The sequence below is a fragment of the Vreelandella sp. V005 genome, assembly GCF_052645115.1.
Genome location: NZ_JBQXYA010000002.1, coordinates 456,874 through 478,282, shown reverse-complemented (window position 1 = coordinate 478,282; position 21,409 = coordinate 456,874). Strand labels below are relative to the sequence as shown.

The window sequence follows — 21,409 nt, the reverse complement described above, 5'->3', positions numbered from 1 at the left end:
GCCTTTGTTGACACGTCAATCTTTTTTGCATCCCTTAGCCGGCGACCAACGTTAAACTGGTGACTGGGCGCAGATTGAGGCGTTTACAACGCTGTTCAACGCTATCGACGATCTCTTGGGCGTCGTTAAACTGCTGCTTGTCGAGCTGGATATCTACCATCAGAAAGCTGCCTACCTGAGCAAGCCGCACATCGTCGGCGGTGACGTCAAAATCGGCAATATCTTCAACGACATTTTGTCTTACGGTCGTACAGGAACCACCAAACATCAGTTCCCGTAGCGCTCCCTTCACCATCCTAATGGGCATGGGTAAGAAATAGCCCGCAATGATCAGCACCATCACTGGGTCGGCGAACCTTGCATAGCTTGCCCAGGGAGACTGGGTTAGCAACCAGGTCAAGCCAAACCCCAGCATGACAGCCGCACTCAACCAGGTATCCATCTGCCATTGACGTAATTCCGCCGCTAACAATGACGAGCGAGCGGTGCGGGCATAGCGTGCCAGCCACCACCAGGTCAATAAACAGCCCGTCACGTTGACCACGCCAAACATCAGCGCCAAATCGAGCGTCACCAGGCGGCCGCCATCAAGCAGGCTCCACAGCGCAGACACCAGCGAAACAATACATACCATGGCGATCACTACGCCTTTGAGCAGCACCGCAAGCGGCTCCACCGTCAGCCGCCCAAAGGGGTAGTGATCGTCGGCAGGTTTGCGTGCCTGCTTAAGGGCATAGAGCGAAAGCGATGCCAATACCAAGCTGAGAAGCGAATAGCCGCTATCAAACAGGATCGTTATTGAACCGCTGGTAAGCCCTAACGCAAGCCCGGTAAACGCAAACAGGCTGGCTGAAATGGCTGAAAATGTTAGCGCACGGCGCTCGGCAACAAAGGGGGTCACGCGGATAACTCCATCACATTTGGACAATTGTGCGCCATAATAGTGAAGCATTATGACAATCACGAATCGCTGAGTGCCAAGTTTACTGGCACTCAAAGCGAAAGAGGCAATTATGCGTTCAGAACAAGTACAGGCCTTCATCGATGTCACCGAACACGGCTCTTTCGCCGCCGCTGCACGGCATACCGGTGTAAAGCGCAGCACTTTAAGTGCCGCCGTCAATGCGCTGGAAGATAGCCTGGGCGTGGCACTGTTTGAGCGCTCAGGCAATAGCCTTACGCTGACCGCCGTCGGCGATAGCGTCCTCCCCGACTGCTACCGTTTGTTAACCAGCGCCAGCCGAATCAAAAAGCACTGCCACCAACATTTGCAGGGCGTGGAGAGCCAGCTCGGCATTGCCCGCGATGACGCCTTACCCGAGGTGTTTTGGCGCCAGGTGATGCACGATTTAAAGCAGCAGTTCCCGCTAACGGCGCTGTCGGTTTATTTAGTGCCTCCTCAAGAACACGCTCAATTTGTGCAGCGCCAAACGGTGGATATTGCCTTCGGCCTGTATACCGCTGAAGGCATCGACGCCAACGCCGCCAATCTTGCCCCCGTCAGTATGCGTTTAGTGGCGGCACCTCAACATCCACTGAGTCGATTACCCAGCGTTAACCGTGATGATCTGGCCCAGTACACCCAGGTGTGTTTAACCCACGTGCAGGATGACAAGCTGATCAGCGAAGCGCTGTTTTCGGGCAATTACCTTGGGCTAACCATGTTCGAAGTGATTCGCGATGCTGTTATCAACGCCACCGGCTGGGCGCTGCTGCCTTATCCGTTGGTTAAAGGGGCACTGGAGAATGGAACGCTGTGCACCCTTAACCATGATCTCGTGCTGGATAGTCACCACTACCGTTATGTGGAGAGTGATAACCGCGGCGTGGTGGCCACAGCGTTACTCAACAAGGTCGCCCATTTTTTGGCCACGCTGCATTAACCCGCCGTCCTACTGTTGGAAGCGACTGACATATCGTTGAAATCTTTTTTGTGGAAAAAAACGCTAAAGCCTTCCACGCTATTAAAAAGTGCTAAATAAGGAGGCGCCAGGACACGCCACGTGAGGAACACAGGCAAGTGTCATCCAGGCGTAATATGCACCTGCCAGTGTCGAAGTTGCCGTCAACCAAGGAGTGATTCCAACGATGGTACGACTCGATAAGAAAGCCACTCGGCTGTATGTGTTGGACACTAATGTCCTCATTCATGACCCCGCCGCGCTTTATCATTTTGATGAGCACGATGTTGTTATCCCCATGACTGTTCTGGAGGAGCTTGATAAGCACAAAAACGGTGTTCGTGAAATCGCTCGCACGGCTCGCCAAATCAGCCGTACGCTCTCTGACCTTACTAGCCAAGTCACCTTTGATGAGATTCAACGTGGTATCCCCATCCCTCGTATCAGCGGCGAATCAGGACGCCTGCACTTCTTATGCTATAACGATTTAAAGCTCTTTGACGCCCTCGACGATAGCCCCGATAACCGCATACTGGCGGAGACCTGTCGCCTACGCGAAGAACGTCCCGACGCCTCGGTCATTTTGATCACCAAAGACATTAACCTGCGCGTTAAAGCCGCTGCGCTGAAAGTACCGGTAGAAGATTATCTCAATGACCGCGCTTTCTCCGACAGCGATGCCATGATTGAGGGCGCACAGGTCTACGCCTCCGCAGGCCAGAATGGTGCATCATTATGGGAAACGTTGAATGTTGACGTTACCGTGGAACGACTTGATCACCACACTTTCTACCAACTCACCGGCAATATGCCCCGCCACTGGCACATAGGCATGCTCGTCTCAGATAGCGAAAACGGGGCGGAGTTTGAAGCGATCGTTCGTGAACTGGGGCCCTCTTCAGCACGCCTTCAGCTACTCACCAATTACCGCCACCATGCAGGTGTCTGGGGCGTTCACGCCCACGACAGTCGGCAAAACTTCACCCTCAACCTATTGATGGATCCCGATATAGATCTGGTCACCATCGCCGGGAATGCCGGTACGGGCAAAACCTTTATGACCCTGGCAGCCGCTTTTCAGCAGACGCTGGATGCCAAGCTGTTTGAACGCATTGTGTTTACCCGCGCGCCGATCCCCATGGGCGAAGACATCGGCTTCTTACCCGGCACAGAAGAGGAGAAGATGTCGCCGTGGATGGGCGCCTTCCACGACAATATGGATAACCTGTTGCGCAATGAAGAGGGAGAATCAAGCTGGGACAACGGCGCCACGCGGCAATTGATTGGTTCGCGGGTACAAATACGCTCGCCAAGCTTTATGCGCGGACGCACGTTAAACGACACCTTCTTAATCATTGATGAGGCGCAAAACTTTACGCCCAAACAACTCAAGTCGCTGGTCACCCGGGCGGGGCGTAATACGAAAATTGTCTGCTTGGGTAACGTTGGCCAAATCGACACCCCCTACCTAACGGCAAACACCTGCGGCATGGCCGCTGTCGTGGAGCGCTTCCGCGATTGGCCTCACGCAGGGCACATCACGTTGAAGAGTGTCGAACGTTCGCGCTTGGCACTGGCCGCGGAAGAGTTGCTTTAACCCCACCGACGCCCGCCCCTGTTAGGGGGCGGGAATTATCTTGGCATCGATCCAGCCGACGCTGGCTTTAATTTACGCCTTCTCGTCATCATCGTTGACATCTTTCCATGGCCGCGGCGTACCAACCGTGTCGGCGGCAAACGCCTCGCGTTGGCCTAACGGGCGCGACTCGCCAATGGTGGTGTCATTGTAGGTTTGACGCTCCATTTCACAGTTCACCTCCGCCCCAAATAGCACCACAAAGGCAGAGAGCCAAAACCAGAGCATTAGCGCCACAACCGCCCCTAGCGAACCGTAAAGCTCACTAAAGGTAGAGAAATAACGCACATAAAGTGACAGTCCCCCGGAACCTAACAGCCACATCACCGTTGCCAGCAGCGTGCCATAGCTAAGCCAACTCCACTGTGCCGAACGCCGATAGGGGGCATAGCGATACAGTAGCGCGATCAGCATACTCATGATCACTAGTAGCGCTGGCCAACGCAGCCACTGCAAAATCTTGTTTAACGGCGGGTCGATTGCCAGGCTATTGACCACCACCGGCACAAGGGCAATAAAGCCCAATGAGATTAGGGTCATGATAATCAGCCCAAAGGTCAGCGATACGAGCACAGTGCTGCGATGTAAAAGGCTGCGCTTTTCGGTTTCGCCATACACCACATTAAGCCCAATCACCAAGACCCCTACCCCTTTGGAGGCAATAAACATCGCAATCAGCAGCCCCACCAGAGCACCGACGAAGTTACCCGACTCCGCGCTCTCCACCACCTCCTGGGCCTGCTGATCAATGAGCTCGGCCGCATCGGGTGGCATAAAACGACTAATTTCGTAGAGCTGCTGGCCTGCCTCGTAGGGGTCAAACAGCAAGCCCCAGAGCGAAATCACCGCCGCAATGGTAGGAAATAGCGCCAATAACGCATAGAACGCCACGCCAGCAGCCAGCATGGTAATACGGTGACGGCGCGCGGCGCGCATCACACGCCATGCAATGTCGTGCCAACCGCGCTGAGGTATATCACCCGGTACCAGGGCGCTGCGGCCACGCACGAGTTTACCCACAGTGCCTTCCTAACAAGCACTCGCCTGATGCGCTCAATGCTATCAAAGGTATGACGACTAACTGTTTTTCTAATAGCTGTCTCATTGCTGGCCTTCCCACATCAGTAACGCCGCCAGTAGCACGGCAAGCACCATCATCAAGCCACTCGTATGGTGACGCAACCAGGGTTCGGCAGCCAATAGTCGCGACAAATAGCCCATCGATGTTTTTTCAGCTTTTTGGGCCGCTGCCACGCTGGCGGATTTAAGCTGGCCGCAGCGACGACTGATCACCCGCATCGGCACCATGGCCGCGCTAGCGACGCCGGCATAGAGCCACCATGCATCACCAGCGGGCAGCGTTTTCCCCGATAGCGGTCGTGTGATCAACCAGCCTAGCAGGGCAATAGCAACGCCCGCTGGAAATGGCCATACAATGCCCAACCACTCTTTGACAGGCGGCATTTCGATGCTGCCAGCAGGCAAAGGGAGCCAAAGGGGCGTTAACAACGCGGCGACTATAGCCACTAACCAAGCCCCACACTGCGCGGGGTGACTGCCGCCGTGATGGCGCTGCTGCCACTGTCGCCAAAGCGCAACGCTGACCAGGGCCGCCGTCCCGATGGCCGCCCAGCTCAATAATTTGACCAACGACGCGTGGTGCATTTCATAAAGAGGCGACTTGACCCCCCACTTGCTGACCATGCCAGCGGCAATAGCGCCCGACAGCGAAATGCCTGGCAGTGCCAGCAACCCCCACACCAGCGGCAGCGGCCAGCGCGGCATATGCTCGCTGATGCTGGTACCCATGAACAGCGACCCTTTGGCAAGCGCGTGGTGAGCTGCGAACAGCACTAGCCCTGGCCACAGCAACGGCCACACATCGGGTGCCACCAACCCCATGGCGATCAGCGCCGTCATCATGCCCATCTGGCTGATACTGGAATAGGCCAACACGGCTTTAGGGTGGCGCTGAAACACGCCATACATGGCGGCAGCAAAGGCGGCCGCCAGCCCAGCCACTAACAGCCATTGCCCAAACTGAGTTAACGCGCCGGATACCTGATCGTTGCCAAGCGGCAGCACACTGATCCAGCCCAGCAAACCCGCCTTAATCATGACGCCGCTAAGCACTGCGCTAGCAGGTGCTGGTGCCGCCGGATGCGCCAAGGGCAGCCACACATGCAAACCAATCACACCCGCTTTTACACCAAAGCCAAGGCAAAGCAAGGCGGCCATCCACGCGCCATGCTCAGCGCTCACAATGCTTTCGCGCACCCCCTGCAATGTCAGCGTGTCGGCGGCGCCCGCCGACCAGAGGAAGCCGCCTAAAATTAGCCCTTCACCCACCACCGCTAATATCAAGTAGGCCTTGGCGCCTAGGCGTGCCTGTTCGGTACCGGTGTGCACTACCAGGGCGTAGGCGGCGAAGGTCATCACGGCAAAACCGGAATAGAAACTGGCAATATCCTGGGCGATGATAAGCAGCACATTGCCCAATAATGTTAACGGCCAAAACAGCGCCAGCCGCAGTAGGCGCCGCTGGGCAGCTAGATCCCCTGCTTGTGCCTGCGCCTGCTCTTTGGCGAAGTAACCTTTCGCGTGCACGGCTGCCAAGCTCCACAGCAGTGCGGTGAACGCCAGCCATGGTCGGCTTAACGAATTTAATTCCCACTCTCCGCCCAGCATCCAGACATCCAGCGTCCAGTGCGCTTCTCCGACATAGGCTAAGAGCAGCGCTGGCCAAGCGGCGCTTAGCCACCACGTTGAAAAGTAGTCACGCTGCGCGTTAGGGGAATGGTAGAAACGCCACACGGCGTGCGCCATCACGCCGAAGGGCCACAGCAGTGCCAGGGTCAGCAGAAGCGTCATCATGGTAGGTACTCCCCGTTGGCTACCCGGGCGGCCCAATCCAAGGGACTAAACGGAAGGCCTGCAAACAAACCGGCCGCAAGGCTGATCAGGGCTGTAAATACCATTGGCCACAGCAGCCAGCTATGAGTTTCTAAACGCCCCAGGCGCTGTTCATCCGGCCAGCTGCCTTTACCGTGGGAAGGCCCTAAACGAAACCAGAGTCGGTGCAAAATTGGCAAAAAGTAGAGGGCATTTAAGGTACTGCTTGCCACCAACACCGCCACGACCCAATACATTTCTGCCTGTATTGCCCCCACCCCCAGGTACCATTTAGTAATAAATCCAGCCACCGGTGGAAGGCCGATCATGCCCAATGCGCCGATAGTAAAAGCAATGCTGGTCAACGGCATGCGTTTACCGGCACCGTCCAGTTCATCGATGCGATGAATACCCAGTTCCTCTGCGTAGTTACCAGCACAGAAGAAGAGCGTGACCTTCATCAACCCTTGGTGAAGTAAGTGCGCCATCGCCCCCACCGTACCAAAAGGGCCAAAGATACCGATCCCCAGAATGATATAGGAGACTTGGCTAACCGTGGAAAACGCCAGCAGTGGCTTTAGCTCCTGCTGCGCAATGGCCCTTAGCGAGCCATAAATAATCGTTATCGACGCCGCCACCGCTAAGCCGCTAATCACGCCCAGCTCAACGCTAAGTTCTATGCCATACAAATCATAAACGACCCGGAGAATGCCGAAGGCCCCCGCTTTTACCACGGCCACCGCGTGCAGTAGCGCACTCACTGGGGCGGGCGCCACCATCGCCCGGGGTAGCCAGCCATGCAACGGTACCATGGCAGCTTTAACGCCAAGACCGCCCACCAGCAGGATAAAAATTAGCGTCAGCAGATCCCGATGGTCATTTAAGTAATCGCCTAGGCCCTCTTCTGAAGAGAACGATTGGTCGCCCGTCAGGGTGTACAGCAGCACCGCTGCCAGCAGCAATACGACACCAGCGCTTAGCGTATAGCGCAAATACACGCGACCTGCATTCAGGGCTTGCTCCGTACCTCGATGAACCACTAACGGGTACGTGGAAAGCGTCAACATTTCGTAGAAAATCAAAAAAGTGAAGAGGTTGTCAGCCAGCGCAATGCCGATCGTGCTCGCCACACAAAGACTAAAAAAGCCAAAAAAACGTTTTCGGTTGGCAGAGCCTTCCAAGTAGCCAATGGCATACACCGTGGTACACAGCCACAGCAGTGACGATAACCCCGCAAACATCACGCCCAATGCATCGATGCGCAGAACGAAATCCAGACCACCAATCACCTGGAAACTAAAAATGTCTTCATGGCCTGCGGCTACCCGCCGGACCATCAGGGTGACCAGAATAATCTTCACCACCGCCGCGCCAATGTTAATCGTCGTGCGCAGGCGCCTAGCATCTTCCGGCAGCGCGAAAATCGTCACGGCGACCAGCAGGGAGGTGGCCAAAGCGGTTAACGGTAACCACGCGGCGTTCATGGGCTTCCTCCATGCATCAATTCCAACGGGAAGTGTGCCAGTAGCCCAAGCGCAAACGCCGTTAAGGCGAGCAACATGGCAATTAAATCCATCCCCGGCGCCAATGGTTGATAGTGATGACGCGGGGCCGTCTCATCAAAAGAGTAACGAAACATGCGGAATACATAGGCGGCTGTCAGCAGTGTACCGATTAATAGGGCCGCCACTGCCCACCACTGCTGGGTAATGATCATGGCCTCAAGCAGCATCCACTTAGCGGTGAAGCCTGCGCTAGGCGGCAAGCCCATTAACGTAATAGAGGCAATGCCAAACACTAATAGGGAAAGCGGCAAACGACGGCTGGTACCGGCCAGACCTTTCAGCGTACTCTCACCAGTGGCCAATATCAGGTTGCCCGCCGCCATAAACATGGCGGCTTTGGCAAAGGCATGGCCCATTAACTGCAGCCAAAAACCTTCCCAAGCCAGCGCACGCGGCAGCGGTGCGATATCAGGCCCCAGCAACAACGGAAAGGCCACCATCAGATAGCCCAACTGCGCAACGGTAGACGAAGCAACCAAAGTTTTAAGAGAGTCGGTACGCCACGCCAGCAAGCCACCCCAAACAATCGCTAGCAGGCCTAGCCAGGCAATGACGCGCGGGGCATAAAACGTATCCGGAAGAAGAATGCTCCATAGCTGTAGTAGCACGAACAAAGAGGCTTTGATAACCAACCCGGCATGCAGCGCACTCACCGGTGTCCAGGCGTTTTCGTGCACAGGGGTAAGCCAAGCGTGCAGGGGAAACAGCGCGGCTTTTAAAGCGAGCCCAGCGCCTATTAGCGCCGCGGCGAACCAAGCCACCGGGCCTGGCTCTATCATCTCGGCCAAGCCCTGCAAATCCAAACGGCCCCAGTGGCCCAGAATCAGTGCCACCCCTAACAGATACGTAAGCGACCCGACTAACGCCAATAGCAAATAGCGCATTCCCGCCAGTAGCGCTGGCGCCTTTCCGGATAGCATTAACATGCCTACCGCCGCCAGGCCCATTAGTTCTAACGCGATATAAAGAGTGAGTAAATCGGTGGCCAACCAAATGAGTGACAGCGCACTAAGCACGACGCCCATCAACGGCCATAGCCAACGTGCCAAAGGGCCAGTCTCGGTTAACCGAAAATGCCCAGGCGTGTATAGCGCGGCGGCAACGACGAGACACTGAGTCGTTAGCAGTAACAGCACGCTTAACCCGTTTAGGCGCAGCGATAAGATAAGACCCGCTATTTCCCATTGCCAACGGAGTAGGCCCGCCTCCTGAAAGGCCATTAGAAGCACACCACCCGAAGCTAATAACGGCACGCAGGTCAACATGACAGGCCAGGCGCGCTTAGGAGGAAATAGCGTTGCCAATCCCCCCATCAACAGCGGAAAAGCCAGTGCTACCAGCAGCGCCCAGTGGGCAGAGGCAAGCGGCGCAAAGGTGCTATCGAAAAGGCCAAAGCGCCATGTCATGCCTTACTCCTCTGGGGTTGGCCGTCACGCCCAAGCGCCTCGACTCCTTCCAAATGTAACAACTGGCGAATGAGTAAAGCGCCGAGCATAGTTCCCAGACACGCCACCAACAGCCCTACACTAATGAGCATTTGCGCAGCCGTTGAGGTACCCGCCACGCCAGCCAATAGTATAAAGACGCCGGAACCAAGCAGATTAAAGGCTAGCAGGCGCCTGAAGAGATGGCGGTGCAGAGCAAACGCCGCCAGGGCAAGGGCGGCGATGAGCACCCCGGCCAACAATAGTGGGTGTTCGGCAGGCGAATACACCATATCGCCAATCACATAGCGAATTGCCGCGCCCACCATGAAAAACCAGGCCAACGCCAGCACCACGCGCATCGCGATCCGCGACCAGGGATGACTAAATTTATCATGCCTTAGAGGCACGGAAGCGCCAGGAGAAAAGTGGCCCAGGGCATAGAAAAAGCCCAGCCCTGTCAGTAAAACACCCAACAGTAGCTCGGACGCCGCCAGCCATGGCGCACCGAGCTTCAACCACGCCAGCACCATTAGGCCTGCAAAGACGACAAAAAAACAGCTGGCACGCACTAGATGGCGATCAAACAGACACACAAAAGCAGACCCTGTTAAGCACAGCGCCAAAAGTACTTCTATTGCATCAAAGGAAGCTAACATTCGTTTTCGCTACGTCCTTGCATCGGTCACGAATAGGCGCTCAGCTTAGGCGAGCACTTAGCCACTTTCCAATATCGTTAACCTGCTGGGGGCATAGGGCATGTGCCATGGGATATTGACGGTAATTTACCGTATAACCCAGCGCTTTTAAGCGGTCAGCGCCGCTACGGCCCAGGCTCTCGGGTACAATCGGGTCAAAATTACCGTGCTGAACGTCGACAGGAATCTCGCGATTGGCGTCCGCGAGGTCGATATTATCGGCCGTCGCGAAGTAGGACGACATGGCCAATAGCCCTCCCAATGGGGCCGGAAAAGTAAGCGCTGCATGATAGGCGACAGCGCCCCCCTGCGAAAAGCCAGCTACGATAATGCGCTGACTATCGATCCCCTGATCAATCTGTGCTTGGATCAATGCCTGAATACGCTCAGCCGATTTCTTAAGCTGGCTTTCATCTACCCGCCGCCCCAAATCCATGGCTAGGATATCGTACCAAGCGGGCATGACCATGCCCCCATTGATCGTCACCGGTAGGCGCGGCGCATGCGGCATGATAAAGCGTACGCGCGAATCGCTGGGCAGCGCTAGTGCAGGCACCAGTGGTTCGAAGTCATGCCCATCTGCACCCAAGCCGTGAATAATAAAGACACAGGCATCGGCAGGTTGACCATTTTTCGGCTCAATAACCAGTTCGCCAGGAGCACTCATGACATCATATTCCTTATCCAAAAAGCGTCACCCTAGCGCAAACCTGCGTTAACAGCGAGCAGCTACGCGTTTAAAATAGCCATAGCCGGTCAAATTAGCCTACCAAGTTAGCTTGTCGAATTAGCCTGTCAAAATGGCCACACCAGGGGGATCAAGAGTAGCGCTATCGCGCCAGTCAGTATATTTAAACCGCTACCCAGACGCATAAAATCACTCACTCGGTAGCCGCCGGGGCCATATACCATCAAATTGGTCTGGTAACCGATGGGCGTTAAAAAGCTAGCGGAGGCCGCAAACATGACCGCCACCACATACGGCATCGGGCTAACCCCTAAACTTTCTGCCGCGCTCATGACAATCGGAAAAATGATCACGGCGGCGGCATTATTGGTCACTAGTTCCGTCAGCAACGCGACCACACAGTAAGTACCTATCAATAGCAGGAGTGGGTTACCGGCGACAAACGTAAGCACCCCTCCCGCCATTACCTCAGCGGCGCCAGAGCTTTGCAGGGCAGCGCCCACGCCAAACGATGCAGCGATAGTCAACAACACTTGCGTATCGAGGCCACGTTTAGCCGCACCGACCGAGCAGCACCCGGTCACAAGCGCTAACGCGGCCCCTAACATCGCGGCGTTAAGCATACTTAACACACCTAAAGCAGCGAGCAGCACCGCGCCTAATAAAAGCCCCCAGGCCAGCGGCGCCTTTTCATGCACCGGGCGGGCAGCACCGTTCAGTTCGCTAATCAGCAGGAAATCGCGGGACTGACGGTGACGCTCAATGAACGGTGGCCGGGCTTCCAGCAGAAGGACATCAGCGGGCTGCAGCCGCACCTGACCTAGATTGCCTTTGACGCGTTCGCCACCGCGGCAGATCGCTAACACCGCGGCGCCGTATAAGGTTCTAAAGTGGCCATCGCGGATACGCTGGCCAATAAACTGACACTGATTGGAGACAACGGCCTCGACTAAGCGGCGCTCCTTAAACTCTTTTTCCAAACTGGACGTTTCATCTCGAGACGGAATCAGGCCACGAATTTGCTGTAACTCCACCGCTGCATCGGACGTACCCGCAAACACCAAGCGGTCTCCGCCTTTTAACTCTTCACCGGGACCCACCACACTCACCACATTACCTGCGCGCTCTATTTCCACCAGAAATAGCTCCTGCAAGTGGCGCAGCCCGGCTTGCTCAACGCTGCGGTCGACCAGCACGCCCGCCGGGTCCACCTCCATTTCGATCGTAAACTCACGCGGGTTAGCAAAGGCATTGGCCACCCCTTCCCGGGAAGGCAATAAGCGCGGCCCCAGTAGGATCAGATAGGCAAGCCCCGCCACGGCCACAGGGATACCGACCCAGGCTAAATCCAACAACCCCATGCCAAGCTCAGGGTAACGCTCTACCAACAGGCCATGCACCACGAGGTTAGTGCTGGTACCGAACAGGGTAATGGTGCCGCCTAGAATAGACGCAAAGCTGAGTGGCATTAGCAGCCGCTGAGGCGATAAGCGCAGCCTTCGGCTCCAGCTCATTACCGCGGGAATATAAGTAGCCACCACAGGCGTGTTATTGACAAAGGCACTGAGCCCGGCAACGGGTAGCAATAGACGGACCAGTGCACCGCTTTCCTTGTTTGGGCGGCCCAATACATAGCGGATAATCAGATCGATACCGCCGGTTTCGCGAATGCTCGCCACCAATACATACATAAAGGCAACGGTAAATAGCCCGCTATTGGAGAAGCCTCCGAGCGCTTGCTGAGGATCAATCACCCCCAGGGTCATCAATACGATCACCGCACCCAGTAAAATGATATCCGGCCCCAAGCGTGAGAACGCCATTAGCGGGAAAATTGTCAGCACTACCCCTAGGGCTATCCAAGCATCCAGTGACATCAACACAACATCCTAATCAATCAATAAGGGGTATTGTGAGGCCTGGCTTATATTCTAAAAAGTTATTTTTAGAAACACTTAAAGAACAAAATGGAATATAGGTGTGAGGTGTGAGGTGTGAGGTGTGAGGTGTGAGGTGTGAGGTGTGAGGTGTGAGGTGTGAGGTGTGAGGTGTGAGGTGTGAGGTGTGAGGTGTGAGGTGTGAGGTGTGAGGTGTGAGGTGTGAGCCAGTAGAGGGAACAGGTAAGTAGTACAAATGCAAAGAACCCCGCACTTGGCGGGGTTCTTTGGACAATCAACGCGAGGCGGTGATTGTTAACATCTCAACGTTTAAGAAATAACTTAAACGGCTTTGATGTTAGAAGCCTGAAGGCCTTTTTTACCCTGCGTGACGTCGAAGGAAACCTTCTGGCCGTCTTGTAGGGTTTTGAAGCCTTCTGCTTGAATTTCAGAGAAATGCGCGAACAGATCGTCGCCATTGTCGTCAGGAGAAATGAAGCCGAAGCCTTTAGTGTCGTTAAACCACTTAACGGTACCAGTTGCCATGATCGAAATCCTCGATAGTGCTAATTAAAACCGGGAAATACCCGAAGTACAGTGGGTATAACAAGAAACTTTCACCAGATTTAACGCTAGAGGCGCTTCTATACTGCTGACAACGTTCGACTTGCTAACCAACTGCGACTATTTTGCGCCTAACCACTACGCGCGTCAACACACATATCGCTATGTCTAAGCGAGCTCATGGGCCCGTGCACTCTCGGCGAACGGGGCTTGTTCAGCAAGAAGCCAACCGGCTGCTTTCTCTGCAATCATCAGTGTGGGCGAGTTGGTATTGCCACTGGTAATCGTCGGCATAATGCTCGCATCGGCCACTCTTAACCCGTGAATGCCATGCACTCGCAGACGGCTATCGACAACGGCCATGGCGTCATCTTCACGGCCCATTTTGGCGGTGCCCACCGGGTGGAAAATCGTCGTGCCTATATCCCCCGCCAAACGGGTTAGCTCATCGTCGGTTTGGTATTCAACCCCGGGCTTCACTTCTTCAGGTGCATACTTGGCGAATGCAGGCTGCTCGGCAATACGTCGCGTTACGCGAAGAGAGTCTGCCGCCACTTTGCGGTCTTCGGGGGAGCTTAGGTAGTTGGGTGAAATGGCCGGCGCTTGGCGCGGGTCGCTGCTTTTTAGCCGCACAGTGCCACGGCTGGTGGGGTTTAAATTACACACGCTGGCCGTAATCGCCGGGTACGGGTGTAGCGGCTGCCCAAAGGCTTCCAAGCTTAATGGCTGAACGTGATACTGAATATTCGGGTAGGTTTGCTCCGCCGAGCTGCGGGTAAACGCGCCCAGTTGTGAAGGCGCCATACTCATGGGCCCAGAGCGCTTCAGCAGGTATTCCCAGCCAATCCCGGCTTTACCCAATAGAGTGCTGGCGATGGCATTCAACGTTTTGCCATTGGTGATCTTATAGATAGAGCGTATCTGCAGGTGGTCTTGCAGATTCTCACCGACCCCGGGGAGCTCATGTACGACCTCAATGGCGTGTTCATTAAGCAGTTCGCTAGGCCCCACGCCAGAAAGCTGGAGTAAATGCGGCGTGCCAATCGCCCCTGCGCAAAGTACCACCTCCTTGCTCACCATGGTGCGCTGCGTGTTGCCATTGCGCTCTACCTCGACGCCGATGCAGCGCTGCGCGTTGCCTTGCGTGTCAAACAGCAGCCGATTGACCTGAGTGGAGTGCCAGAGCGTTAAGTTGTCGCGCTTCAACGCGGGGCGCAAAAACGCTTTAGCGGTATTCCAGCGCCATCCTGAACGCTGGTTGACTTCAAAATAGGCCACGCCTTCATTCGAACCGCGGTTAAAATCCTCAGTACGTGGAATACCTGCCTGCACAGCGGCCTCAGCAAAATCATCCAGCACCTGCCATTTGAGACGCTGTTTTTCGATCCGCCATTCGCCACCGTGGCCGTGAAAATCCTGATGTTGCGGATCGGCGTCGCCGCCAGCGTCCAGGCGGTAATGGTCTTCATGCTTAATAAAGTCGGGTAAGCAGTTTTCCCACTGCCAGGCAGCGTCGCCCGTTAGCTCGGCCCAGTGATCGTAATCCCGCGCCTGGCCGCGCATGTAAATCATGCCGTTGATGCTAGAGCAGCCGCCTAGCGTTTTGCCCCGCGGGTAGATTAGCGAGCGGCCATTGAGCCCCTTGTCCGGCTCGGTGCGAAACAGCCAGTCGGTACGCGGGTTATTAATGCAGTAAAGATAGCCTACCGGGATATGAATCCAGTGGTAATTATCCCGGCCACCCGCCTCTATCAGCAGTACGCGGTGGTTGGGATTGGCGCTTAATCGGTTCGCCAGCAGGCACCCAGCGGTGCCTGCGCCTACCACGATATAATCAAATTCTAAACCCGCACCCGACGCTGTTTTTGATTGTTGTTGTGCCATGAGAGGTTCTCCGCCAGCGTTTATTTTGCGGTCGGCATGACGAATTCAGCACCGTCATCAATCGAGTCCGACCAACGCTGCATGATCGATTTCTGCTTGGTGTAAAAACGCACGCCCTCCTCCCCGTAAGCATGGGTATCACCAAACAGCGAACGCTTCCAGCCACCAAAGCCGTGCCACGCCATAGGCACTGGGATAGGCACATTGATGCCGACCATGCCGACTTGAATGCGACGTCCAAACTCCCGCGCCACCGTACCGCTTTCGGTAAAGCAGCTAACGCCGTTGCCGAACTCATGATCGTTGATCAGTTGAATGGCGGTGGCGATATCCGGCACGCGCACACAAACCAAGACGGGGCCAAAAATTTCCTCTTTATAGATCGTCATTTCCGGCGTGACGTTGTCGAATAGCGTGCCGCCCATCCAGAACCCTTCGGCACACTCATCGCCTGCCGACGTCGCCGCAAACGTGCGGCCATCGACCACTAACTCCGCACCTTCAGCGACGCCTTTCTCGATATATCCGGTAATACGCTGATGAGCTTGGCGGGTCACGATGGGTCCCATCTCCGCATCCAGCTGCATGCCATCCTTAACTTTCAGCGCTTTAGCCCGCTCCGCCAGCATCGGCACGACCTTATCGGCCACTTCCCCGACCAATACCGCTACGCTAATCGCCATGCAGCGCTCACCGGCAGAACCATAGGCAGCCCCAATCAACGCATCGACGGCTTTATCAAGGTGCGCATCCGGCATCACGACCATGTGGTTTTTGGCCCCGCCGAGGGCTTGAATCCGCTTACCGTTGCGCGCCCCGCGCTCGTATATCAAATTGGCAATCGGGGTCGAACCCACAAACGACAGCGCCTTAACATGGGGGTGGTCAAGCAGCGCTTCCACCGACTCTTTGTCACCCTGCACGACATTGAACACACCGTCCGGTAGGCCTGCTTGCTTCAGCAGGTCAGCCATCAGTAAGGACGCGCTGGGATCCAGCGGGCTAGGCTTGAGAATAAACGTATTCCCCGCTGCAATCGCCAGCGGGAACATCCACATGGGTACCATGGCCGGGAAATTAAACGGCGTTATACCAGCCACCACGCCCAGCGGCTGGCGCATGGTCCAGTTATCGATTCCGGTGCTGACCTGCTCGGTGTAATCGCCCTTGAGCAACTGCGGTATGCCACAGGCGAATTCAACGATATCAATCCCCCGCGCCACTTCCCCCTGGGCATCGGTAAAGACCTTGCCATGCTCTTTAGTGATCGCTTCGGCCAGCTCGTCCTTATGGGCATTCAAAAGCTCTAGAAACTTGAACAGCACCCGAGCACGCCGAATAGGCGGCGTATCCGACCAAGCTGGAAAGGCCGCTTGCGCCGACTCAACGGCACTGTTCACATCCAGCGCAGAGGCGAGCGATACGCGACCGGTGACCCGGCCAGTGGCGGGGTTGTAAACGTCCTGAGACTGTGAAGACTCGCCAGCGGTTACCTGGCCATTGATAAAGTGCTGAATCGCTGTTGTTGTCATGGAATTACCTGCTGTTTGAAAGGCGCGATACGAAACGGCTATGTGTAAAAGCGTGTTATCGATTGAAGCGTTTTATCAGCCTAGCCTACCGACCTCTCCGGCCGGATCAATTGAGTTATTTAAAAGCCAGTTATAAGCTCTGCTAATATCAGTAGCCACATTGCGAAGGCTCTATGCAAGATTACGCCACACTGCGCGCCTTCGTGGCCGTTGCCAAAACAGGCAGCGTTTCCCGCGCGGCAGAGCAACTACATCTAACGCAACCCGCCATTAGCCTAAAGTTGAAGCAACTTCAGGCCAACCTGGGACTGACGCTGTTCACCCGGCGACCTCAAGGGCTCGCGCTGACTGGCGATGGTCATACCCTGTTACCGGCCGCCGAAAAGGCGCTGGCCAGCGCCCATGCCTTTGAGCAAACCGCCGGGGCGCTGCACAGCACCCTGCGCGGCAAGCTCACTATTGGTACCATTGTCGATCCCGAATTTCTCCGTTTAGGCGCTTTTTTAAGCCGCCTGATGGCACGCGCTCCCCAGCTAGAAACCGAGTTGCAGCATGGAATGAGCGGCAGCGTGTTAAACCGTATTGAACAGGGCGAGTTAGATGTCGGTTTCTACTTGGCTCCCCCTGGCCTTGGGCCGAATAAAGCCCTCGATGAAAAGCATGAGGTGTTAGCTTGGCGTGAGCTAACGCACTTTGATTATCATGTCATTGCGCCGGCGGGCTGGGAAAATCGGCTGGCTAACACCCGCTGGGAGTATCTAGCCACCCTGCCCTGGATCGTTACTCCGCATGATTCTGTTCACCACCGGCTGCTAAAACAGGCGTTAGCCAAAAGCGGCGCAACGCCTCATCGCGTGGCTCAAGTCGACCAGGAAGCCTGCATGCTAGATCTTGTCCGTGCAGGCGTCGGCTTAAGCCTAGCCCGTGATGCCCTGGCAATGGCGGAACGCCAAGAGAGCGGCCTGGCGGTCGCGGACAATATCCGCCTTCCTTGTGCATTAAGCTTTATATGGCGTCGCGAGAGCGCCACTGAACCGACGGTGAACGCCGCCCTGAGCACGCTAGATGAGGTCTGGCCACATCGGTTGGATTAATCTGTAAGGAACAAAGCGTTCGTGTCACCAATCAACTCAAGATCGCGATTATTTGCTATCTCCCTTGGAGTGCTAACCATGACCCGACTTCTCCGCTTTCAACCTCTGTCACTTTGCGTACTGGCCGCTATCGGGCTGGCAAGCCCCGCGCTTCAAGCGCAGAGTTCTCAATCACAGGATTCTCAATCCCAAAGCTCTCAATCACAGGCCTCTCAACCCCAGAGCAACGCAGAAGCGATCTTCGCGGGAGGGTGTTTCTGGTGCATGGAGCCGCCCTACGACAACCAACCCGGCGTTAGCGCCACAATTTCCGGCTATATCGGCGGTGAGCTCGACAACCCCACCTACGAAGATATTTCCCGGGGTGGCACGGGGCATGCGGAAGTAGTGAAAGTGGAATACGACGCTGAACAGATCAGCTACGCGCAACTGCTGGAGATTTTTTGGCGCAACATCGACCCCTTCGCGGTAGACCGCCAGTTTTGCGATGTGGGTGACCAGTACCGCTCAGCCATATTTTATAACGATGAAGAGCAGCGTGCGTTAGCCGAAGCATCCAAAGCAGAGATGGAAGCCCGCTTTGACCGCGACATTGCAACCCAGATAGTGCCCGCCACGACATTCTGGGCGGCCGAGGAGTACCACCAGGATTATTATCAAAAGAACCCCGTTCGCTACAAATTCTATCGCTTCAGCTGTGGGCGCGATGATCGCCTGGAAGAAGTGTGGGACGAAGAAGCAGGCGGACCTACGTTTGGATAGCGCATCTAGCCCCGGCGGGGGAACTCATCGTTAAAATCACTGCCCGATATTGAGCGCTTAATTATGCATAAGCGCTCATTTTGTACTAAGGTAGCTTTGTACCAAAAGTAGACCGGTCGACTAAGCGCCCAGGAGCTGGACGTTTTGACCCAAGCGTTGATCTATAGATAGGAGATCTTATGAGCAACAGCATCACGACGATTAATCCGACGAACGGCGAAACACTCGAAACTTACACCCTAATGAATAGCGGTGAAGCGAAACAGGTTGTCGATGCCTGCTATGACGCATTCCTCGATTGGCGCCTCGAATCGTTGGAGAGCCGCGCGAAAACGGTTAAGGCGATTGGCCAAGCGATGCAGGACCATAAAGGCGAACTTGTCGAGCTGATGGTCAAAGAGATGGGCAAGCTTCCTGAGCAGGCGCGTCAAGAAGTCGATCTGTGCACCGGCATCTGCGATTACACCGCAGAAAATGGCCCTAAAGAGCTTGCTGACGAAGAGCGCCAGCCTAGCAATGGTGAGCGCGGCTTTATTAGCTACTCGCCAATGGGCGTCATCTACGGCATTCAGCCCTGGAACTTTCCGGCTTATCAAGTAGTGCGTTACTCCATTGCCAATATCATGGCAGGTAACGGTGTGCTGCTGAAACACGCTGAAAATGTGACCGGCAGCGGTCTACTGCTAGAGAAAATTTACCGTGAAGCAGGGTTACCTGAAAACGTGTTCCGCACGTTGGTGATCTCTCACGATGTTTCAGATGAAGTGATTGGGCACCCTGCAGTGCGTGGCGTGACGCTCACGGGCAGCGACGGCGCTGGCCGAAAAGTGGCTGCCAAAGCGGCCGAGTATCTGAAAAAGACTGTTCTCGAGCTGGGCTCTAACGATGCCTTCTTAGTGCTTGACGATGCCGATCTGGATGTCGCGGTGGACACCTGTGTACAGGGGCGCGTCTATAACGGCGGGCAAACCTGTGTGGCGGCCAAGCGTTTTGTGGTGACCGAGAAAAACTACGAAGCGTTTAAAGAGCGCTATGTCGCTCGTATGGAATCGCTGACGGCGGGCGACCCGACCCAAGAAGGTAGCGACCTAGGTCCGATGGCCCGTGTTGATCTGCGCGACGGCCTTCACGATCAAGTAGAAGAGAGCGTACGCAAAGGTGCAAAAATTCTTTGCGGTGGTGAAAAACCAACTGGCAAAGGCGCATTCTACCCGGTGACCGTGCTCGATAACGTAACGCCGGGCCAGCCCGCTTACGATGATGAGCTGTTTGGTCCAGTGGCCGCGCTGATTCGTGCCAAAGACGATGAAGACGCAATGCGCATTGCTAATGACAGCCGTTACGGCTTGGGCGGTGGCATCATCTCTAAAGACGTCAAACACGCCACGGAGCTTGCCAGCAAATACTTCGATACAGGCATGGTCTTTATCAACGGTTTTGGCGTTGCCACACCGGAAATGCCCTTCGGCGGGGTGAAAAACTCCGGTTATGGGCGTGAACACGGCGGCTTCGGCATGCACGAGTTCGTCAACGCCAAGTCGGTGATTGTCGTTCAAGAGTAATGCGCTACTTCGTTAATGGCTAAGCTGTAAAAAAACTAGCGCCACAAGCTTTATAGGCTTGCGGCGCTTTTTATGGTTGGTTAGACGCTACGTTGAGTTTTACGGCGCTGCCAAAGTGTTAGACCTATCATCATCACGACCCAGGTGACCAAGGCAGCCACCACATCATCCATCACAATACCGAAACCGCCGCGCAACTGCTCAGTGAGGTGAATGGGCGGTGGCTTTAGTGCATCAAAAAAGCGGTAAACTCCAAAGCCAAGCGCTATTACCAGGGGATGGCGCGCAGCCGCCAACCCAATGACCGCCAATGGAAACGCCACGTATTCATCGGCGACGATACTGCCGTGATCCAGCCCGTCATAATGCCAAGCGGCAATGTGGCAAACAGGCACCGCCAGCAGCAATAGTGCCGCCATTACGAGCCCTTGCTGGCCTAACGGGCGACTCAACAGCCACCACGCTAACGGTACGCCCAACAGTGAACCAAACGTACCGGGAGCGAACGGCGCAAGGCCTAGCCCAAAGCCGGTTGCCAGCCAAAAATTAAACGTGTCCAGCACTAACCCGCCTGCTCGGCTTGACGTTCAAGTTCGTTCGTCATCTCTTTGGGCAAGTTAAGCGCGCTAGCCAACTGATCAAGCCATGCGCGTTCCATCGGGTTTTGATCATCGATGACCGCCACGCTGATCAAATACATTTCGCGAGCCGCCTGGGGGGAATCCCCCTCGCGGGCCAGGGCTTGGGCATCGAGTGGCGCCTTCAACTGCGTTTCTACCCAATGATGCATCTCTTGATCAGCGCCGAGCGCGTCAATCTGCTCGGTGATCCACGCCTGTTCCTGCTCATCAATGTGGCCATCGGCTCGCGCCGCCATGATCATCGCTTGTAGCAGCTCAAGGCTACGCCGTTCTTGGACGTCACCGCTAAGCACTTCGACACGTTCGCCTTCCTCAGCAGCGGCTTGCGCATTGCCAGGCTGGCCGTTGCTGTTCTTTGCGACTTGCGAGCTCTGCCATGCTTTCCAGGCCAATACGCCTACCCCGGCAATGGCGCCGTATTTCAACGCCTTGCCACCCATGCTGCGGCCCCGTTTAGAACCCACTAACATGCCCATGGCACCGCCACCCAGCAGGCTTTTAACATCGAAGCCGCTAGAAAAACCGCTCCCTTGTCCACTGCTACCGCCGCCTAATTGCTTAGAGAGCCCACTCAGCATGCCCTTCACATCGACACCGCTGCTGCCACCCTTCTGGCTGCTGCCCGCTTGCTGCATCAACTGCTGTAAAATCTTGCTTGCGTTCATCCTTGTACTCTTTATGGGTGGTTT

Annotated in this window: 18 protein-coding genes; 5 read left to right on the top strand and 13 right to left on the bottom strand. The window is 55.6% G+C overall.

Going from position 1 to position 21,409, the window contains the following annotated elements; genetic code table 11:
• Positions 1–34 precede the first annotated feature (34 nt).
• Positions 35–901, bottom strand: coding sequence for a cation diffusion facilitator family transporter (locus tag ACUN8H_RS07410; protein ID WP_445531510.1), 867 nt, complete (start codon positions 899–901; stop codon positions 35–37).
• Positions 902–1,013: 112 nt separating this feature from the next.
• Here ACUN8H_RS07410 and ACUN8H_RS07405 point away from each other — a divergent pair, with 112 nt between their 5' ends.
• Both ACUN8H_RS07405 and ACUN8H_RS07400 read left to right on the top strand, forming a co-directional pair.
• Positions 1,014–1,883 (top strand): LysR family transcriptional regulator, encoded by an 870-nt coding sequence (locus ACUN8H_RS07405; protein WP_445531509.1) that lies wholly within the window; start codon positions 1,014–1,016, stop codon positions 1,881–1,883.
• A gap of 205 nt (positions 1,884–2,088) precedes the next feature.
• The gene (locus tag ACUN8H_RS07400) at positions 2,089–3,498 is read left to right on the top strand and encodes a PhoH family protein (RefSeq protein ID WP_445531508.1); all 1,410 of its coding nucleotides are present in this window, start codon (positions 2,089–2,091) and stop codon (positions 3,496–3,498) included.
• A gap of 72 nt (positions 3,499–3,570) precedes the next feature.
• On the opposite strand, the gene ACUN8H_RS07395 is transcribed toward ACUN8H_RS07400, so the two are convergent.
• From ACUN8H_RS07395 to ACUN8H_RS07350, 10 genes are all read right to left on the bottom strand, one after another.
• The gene (locus ACUN8H_RS07395; RefSeq protein ID WP_445531507.1) at positions 3,571–4,557 is read right to left on the bottom strand and encodes a YihY/virulence factor BrkB family protein; all 987 of its coding nucleotides are present in this window, start codon (positions 4,555–4,557) and stop codon (positions 3,571–3,573) included.
• A gap of 81 nt (positions 4,558–4,638) precedes the next feature.
• Positions 4,639–6,411, bottom strand: coding sequence for a proton-conducting transporter transmembrane domain-containing protein (locus ACUN8H_RS07390; protein WP_445531506.1), 1,773 nt, complete (start codon positions 6,409–6,411; stop codon positions 4,639–4,641).
• Positions 6,408–7,913 carry a complex I subunit 5 family protein gene (locus ACUN8H_RS07385; protein ID WP_445531505.1) on the bottom strand — a complete coding sequence of 502 codons (1,506 nt, stop codon included), beginning with the start codon at positions 7,911–7,913 and terminating at the stop codon, positions 6,408–6,410. The genes ACUN8H_RS07390 and ACUN8H_RS07385 overlap by 4 nt, the downstream gene beginning before the upstream one ends.
• Complete coding sequence (locus tag ACUN8H_RS07380; RefSeq protein ID WP_445531504.1) at positions 7,910–9,400, bottom strand: complex I subunit 5 family protein; 1,491 nt, start codon at positions 9,398–9,400, stop codon at positions 7,910–7,912. The genes ACUN8H_RS07385 and ACUN8H_RS07380 overlap by 4 nt, the downstream gene beginning before the upstream one ends.
• A complete protein-coding gene (locus tag ACUN8H_RS07375) occupies positions 9,397–10,077 on the bottom strand; it encodes a hypothetical protein (protein ID WP_445531503.1) in 681 nt (226 codons plus the stop codon). Before ACUN8H_RS07375 ends, ACUN8H_RS07380 begins: the two co-directional genes overlap by 4 nt.
• A 40-nt stretch (positions 10,078–10,117) precedes the next feature.
• Positions 10,118–10,783 (bottom strand): alpha/beta hydrolase, encoded by a 666-nt coding sequence (locus ACUN8H_RS07370; protein ID WP_445531502.1) that lies wholly within the window; start codon positions 10,781–10,783, stop codon positions 10,118–10,120.
• Between the two features lie 128 nt (positions 10,784–10,911).
• On the bottom strand, positions 10,912–12,681 hold the full coding sequence (locus ACUN8H_RS07365; protein WP_445531501.1) for an SLC13 family permease: 1,770 nt from the start codon (positions 12,679–12,681) through the stop codon (positions 10,912–10,914).
• Positions 12,682–13,023: 342 nt separating this feature from the next.
• Complete coding sequence (locus tag ACUN8H_RS07360; RefSeq protein ID WP_445531500.1) at positions 13,024–13,227, bottom strand: cold-shock protein; 204 nt, start codon at positions 13,225–13,227, stop codon at positions 13,024–13,026.
• A gap of 186 nt (positions 13,228–13,413) precedes the next feature.
• Positions 13,414–15,129: a GMC family oxidoreductase gene (locus ACUN8H_RS07355; RefSeq protein WP_445531499.1), complete on the bottom strand. Its 1,716-nt coding sequence runs from the start codon at positions 15,127–15,129 to the stop codon at positions 13,414–13,416.
• Between the two features lie 20 nt (positions 15,130–15,149).
• Positions 15,150–16,661, bottom strand: coding sequence for a CoA-acylating methylmalonate-semialdehyde dehydrogenase (locus ACUN8H_RS07350; protein WP_445531498.1), 1,512 nt, complete (start codon positions 16,659–16,661; stop codon positions 15,150–15,152).
• A gap of 173 nt (positions 16,662–16,834) precedes the next feature.
• Between ACUN8H_RS07350 and ACUN8H_RS07345 the strand changes: the two genes are divergently transcribed.
• The 3 genes from ACUN8H_RS07345 (at position 16,835) to ACUN8H_RS07335 (ending at position 20,079) form a co-directional block, all read left to right on the top strand.
• Positions 16,835–17,755 (top strand): LysR family transcriptional regulator, encoded by a 921-nt coding sequence (locus tag ACUN8H_RS07345; RefSeq protein ID WP_445531497.1) that lies wholly within the window; start codon positions 16,835–16,837, stop codon positions 17,753–17,755.
• A gap of 78 nt (positions 17,756–17,833) precedes the next feature.
• A complete protein-coding gene (msrA, locus tag ACUN8H_RS07340; RefSeq protein WP_445531496.1) occupies positions 17,834–18,517 on the top strand; it encodes a peptide-methionine (S)-S-oxide reductase MsrA in 684 nt (227 codons plus the stop codon).
• A 179-nt stretch (positions 18,518–18,696) separates the two neighbouring features.
• Positions 18,697–20,079: an NAD-dependent succinate-semialdehyde dehydrogenase gene (locus ACUN8H_RS07335; protein ID WP_445531495.1), complete on the top strand. Its 1,383-nt coding sequence runs from the start codon at positions 18,697–18,699 to the stop codon at positions 20,077–20,079.
• Between the two features lie 80 nt (positions 20,080–20,159).
• Here ACUN8H_RS07335 and ACUN8H_RS07330 read toward each other — a convergent pair whose 3' ends face one another.
• Together ACUN8H_RS07330 and ACUN8H_RS07325 are read right to left on the bottom strand one after the other, a co-directional pair.
• A complete protein-coding gene (locus ACUN8H_RS07330) occupies positions 20,160–20,642 on the bottom strand; it encodes a phosphatidylglycerophosphatase A family protein (protein ID WP_445531494.1) in 483 nt (160 codons plus the stop codon).
• Entirely contained in the window at positions 20,642–21,385 is a 744-nt protein-coding gene (locus ACUN8H_RS07325) for a tellurite resistance TerB family protein (RefSeq protein ID WP_445531493.1), read from the bottom strand. The genes ACUN8H_RS07330 and ACUN8H_RS07325 overlap by 1 nt, the downstream gene beginning before the upstream one ends.
• Positions 21,386–21,409: the final 24 nt, after the last annotated feature.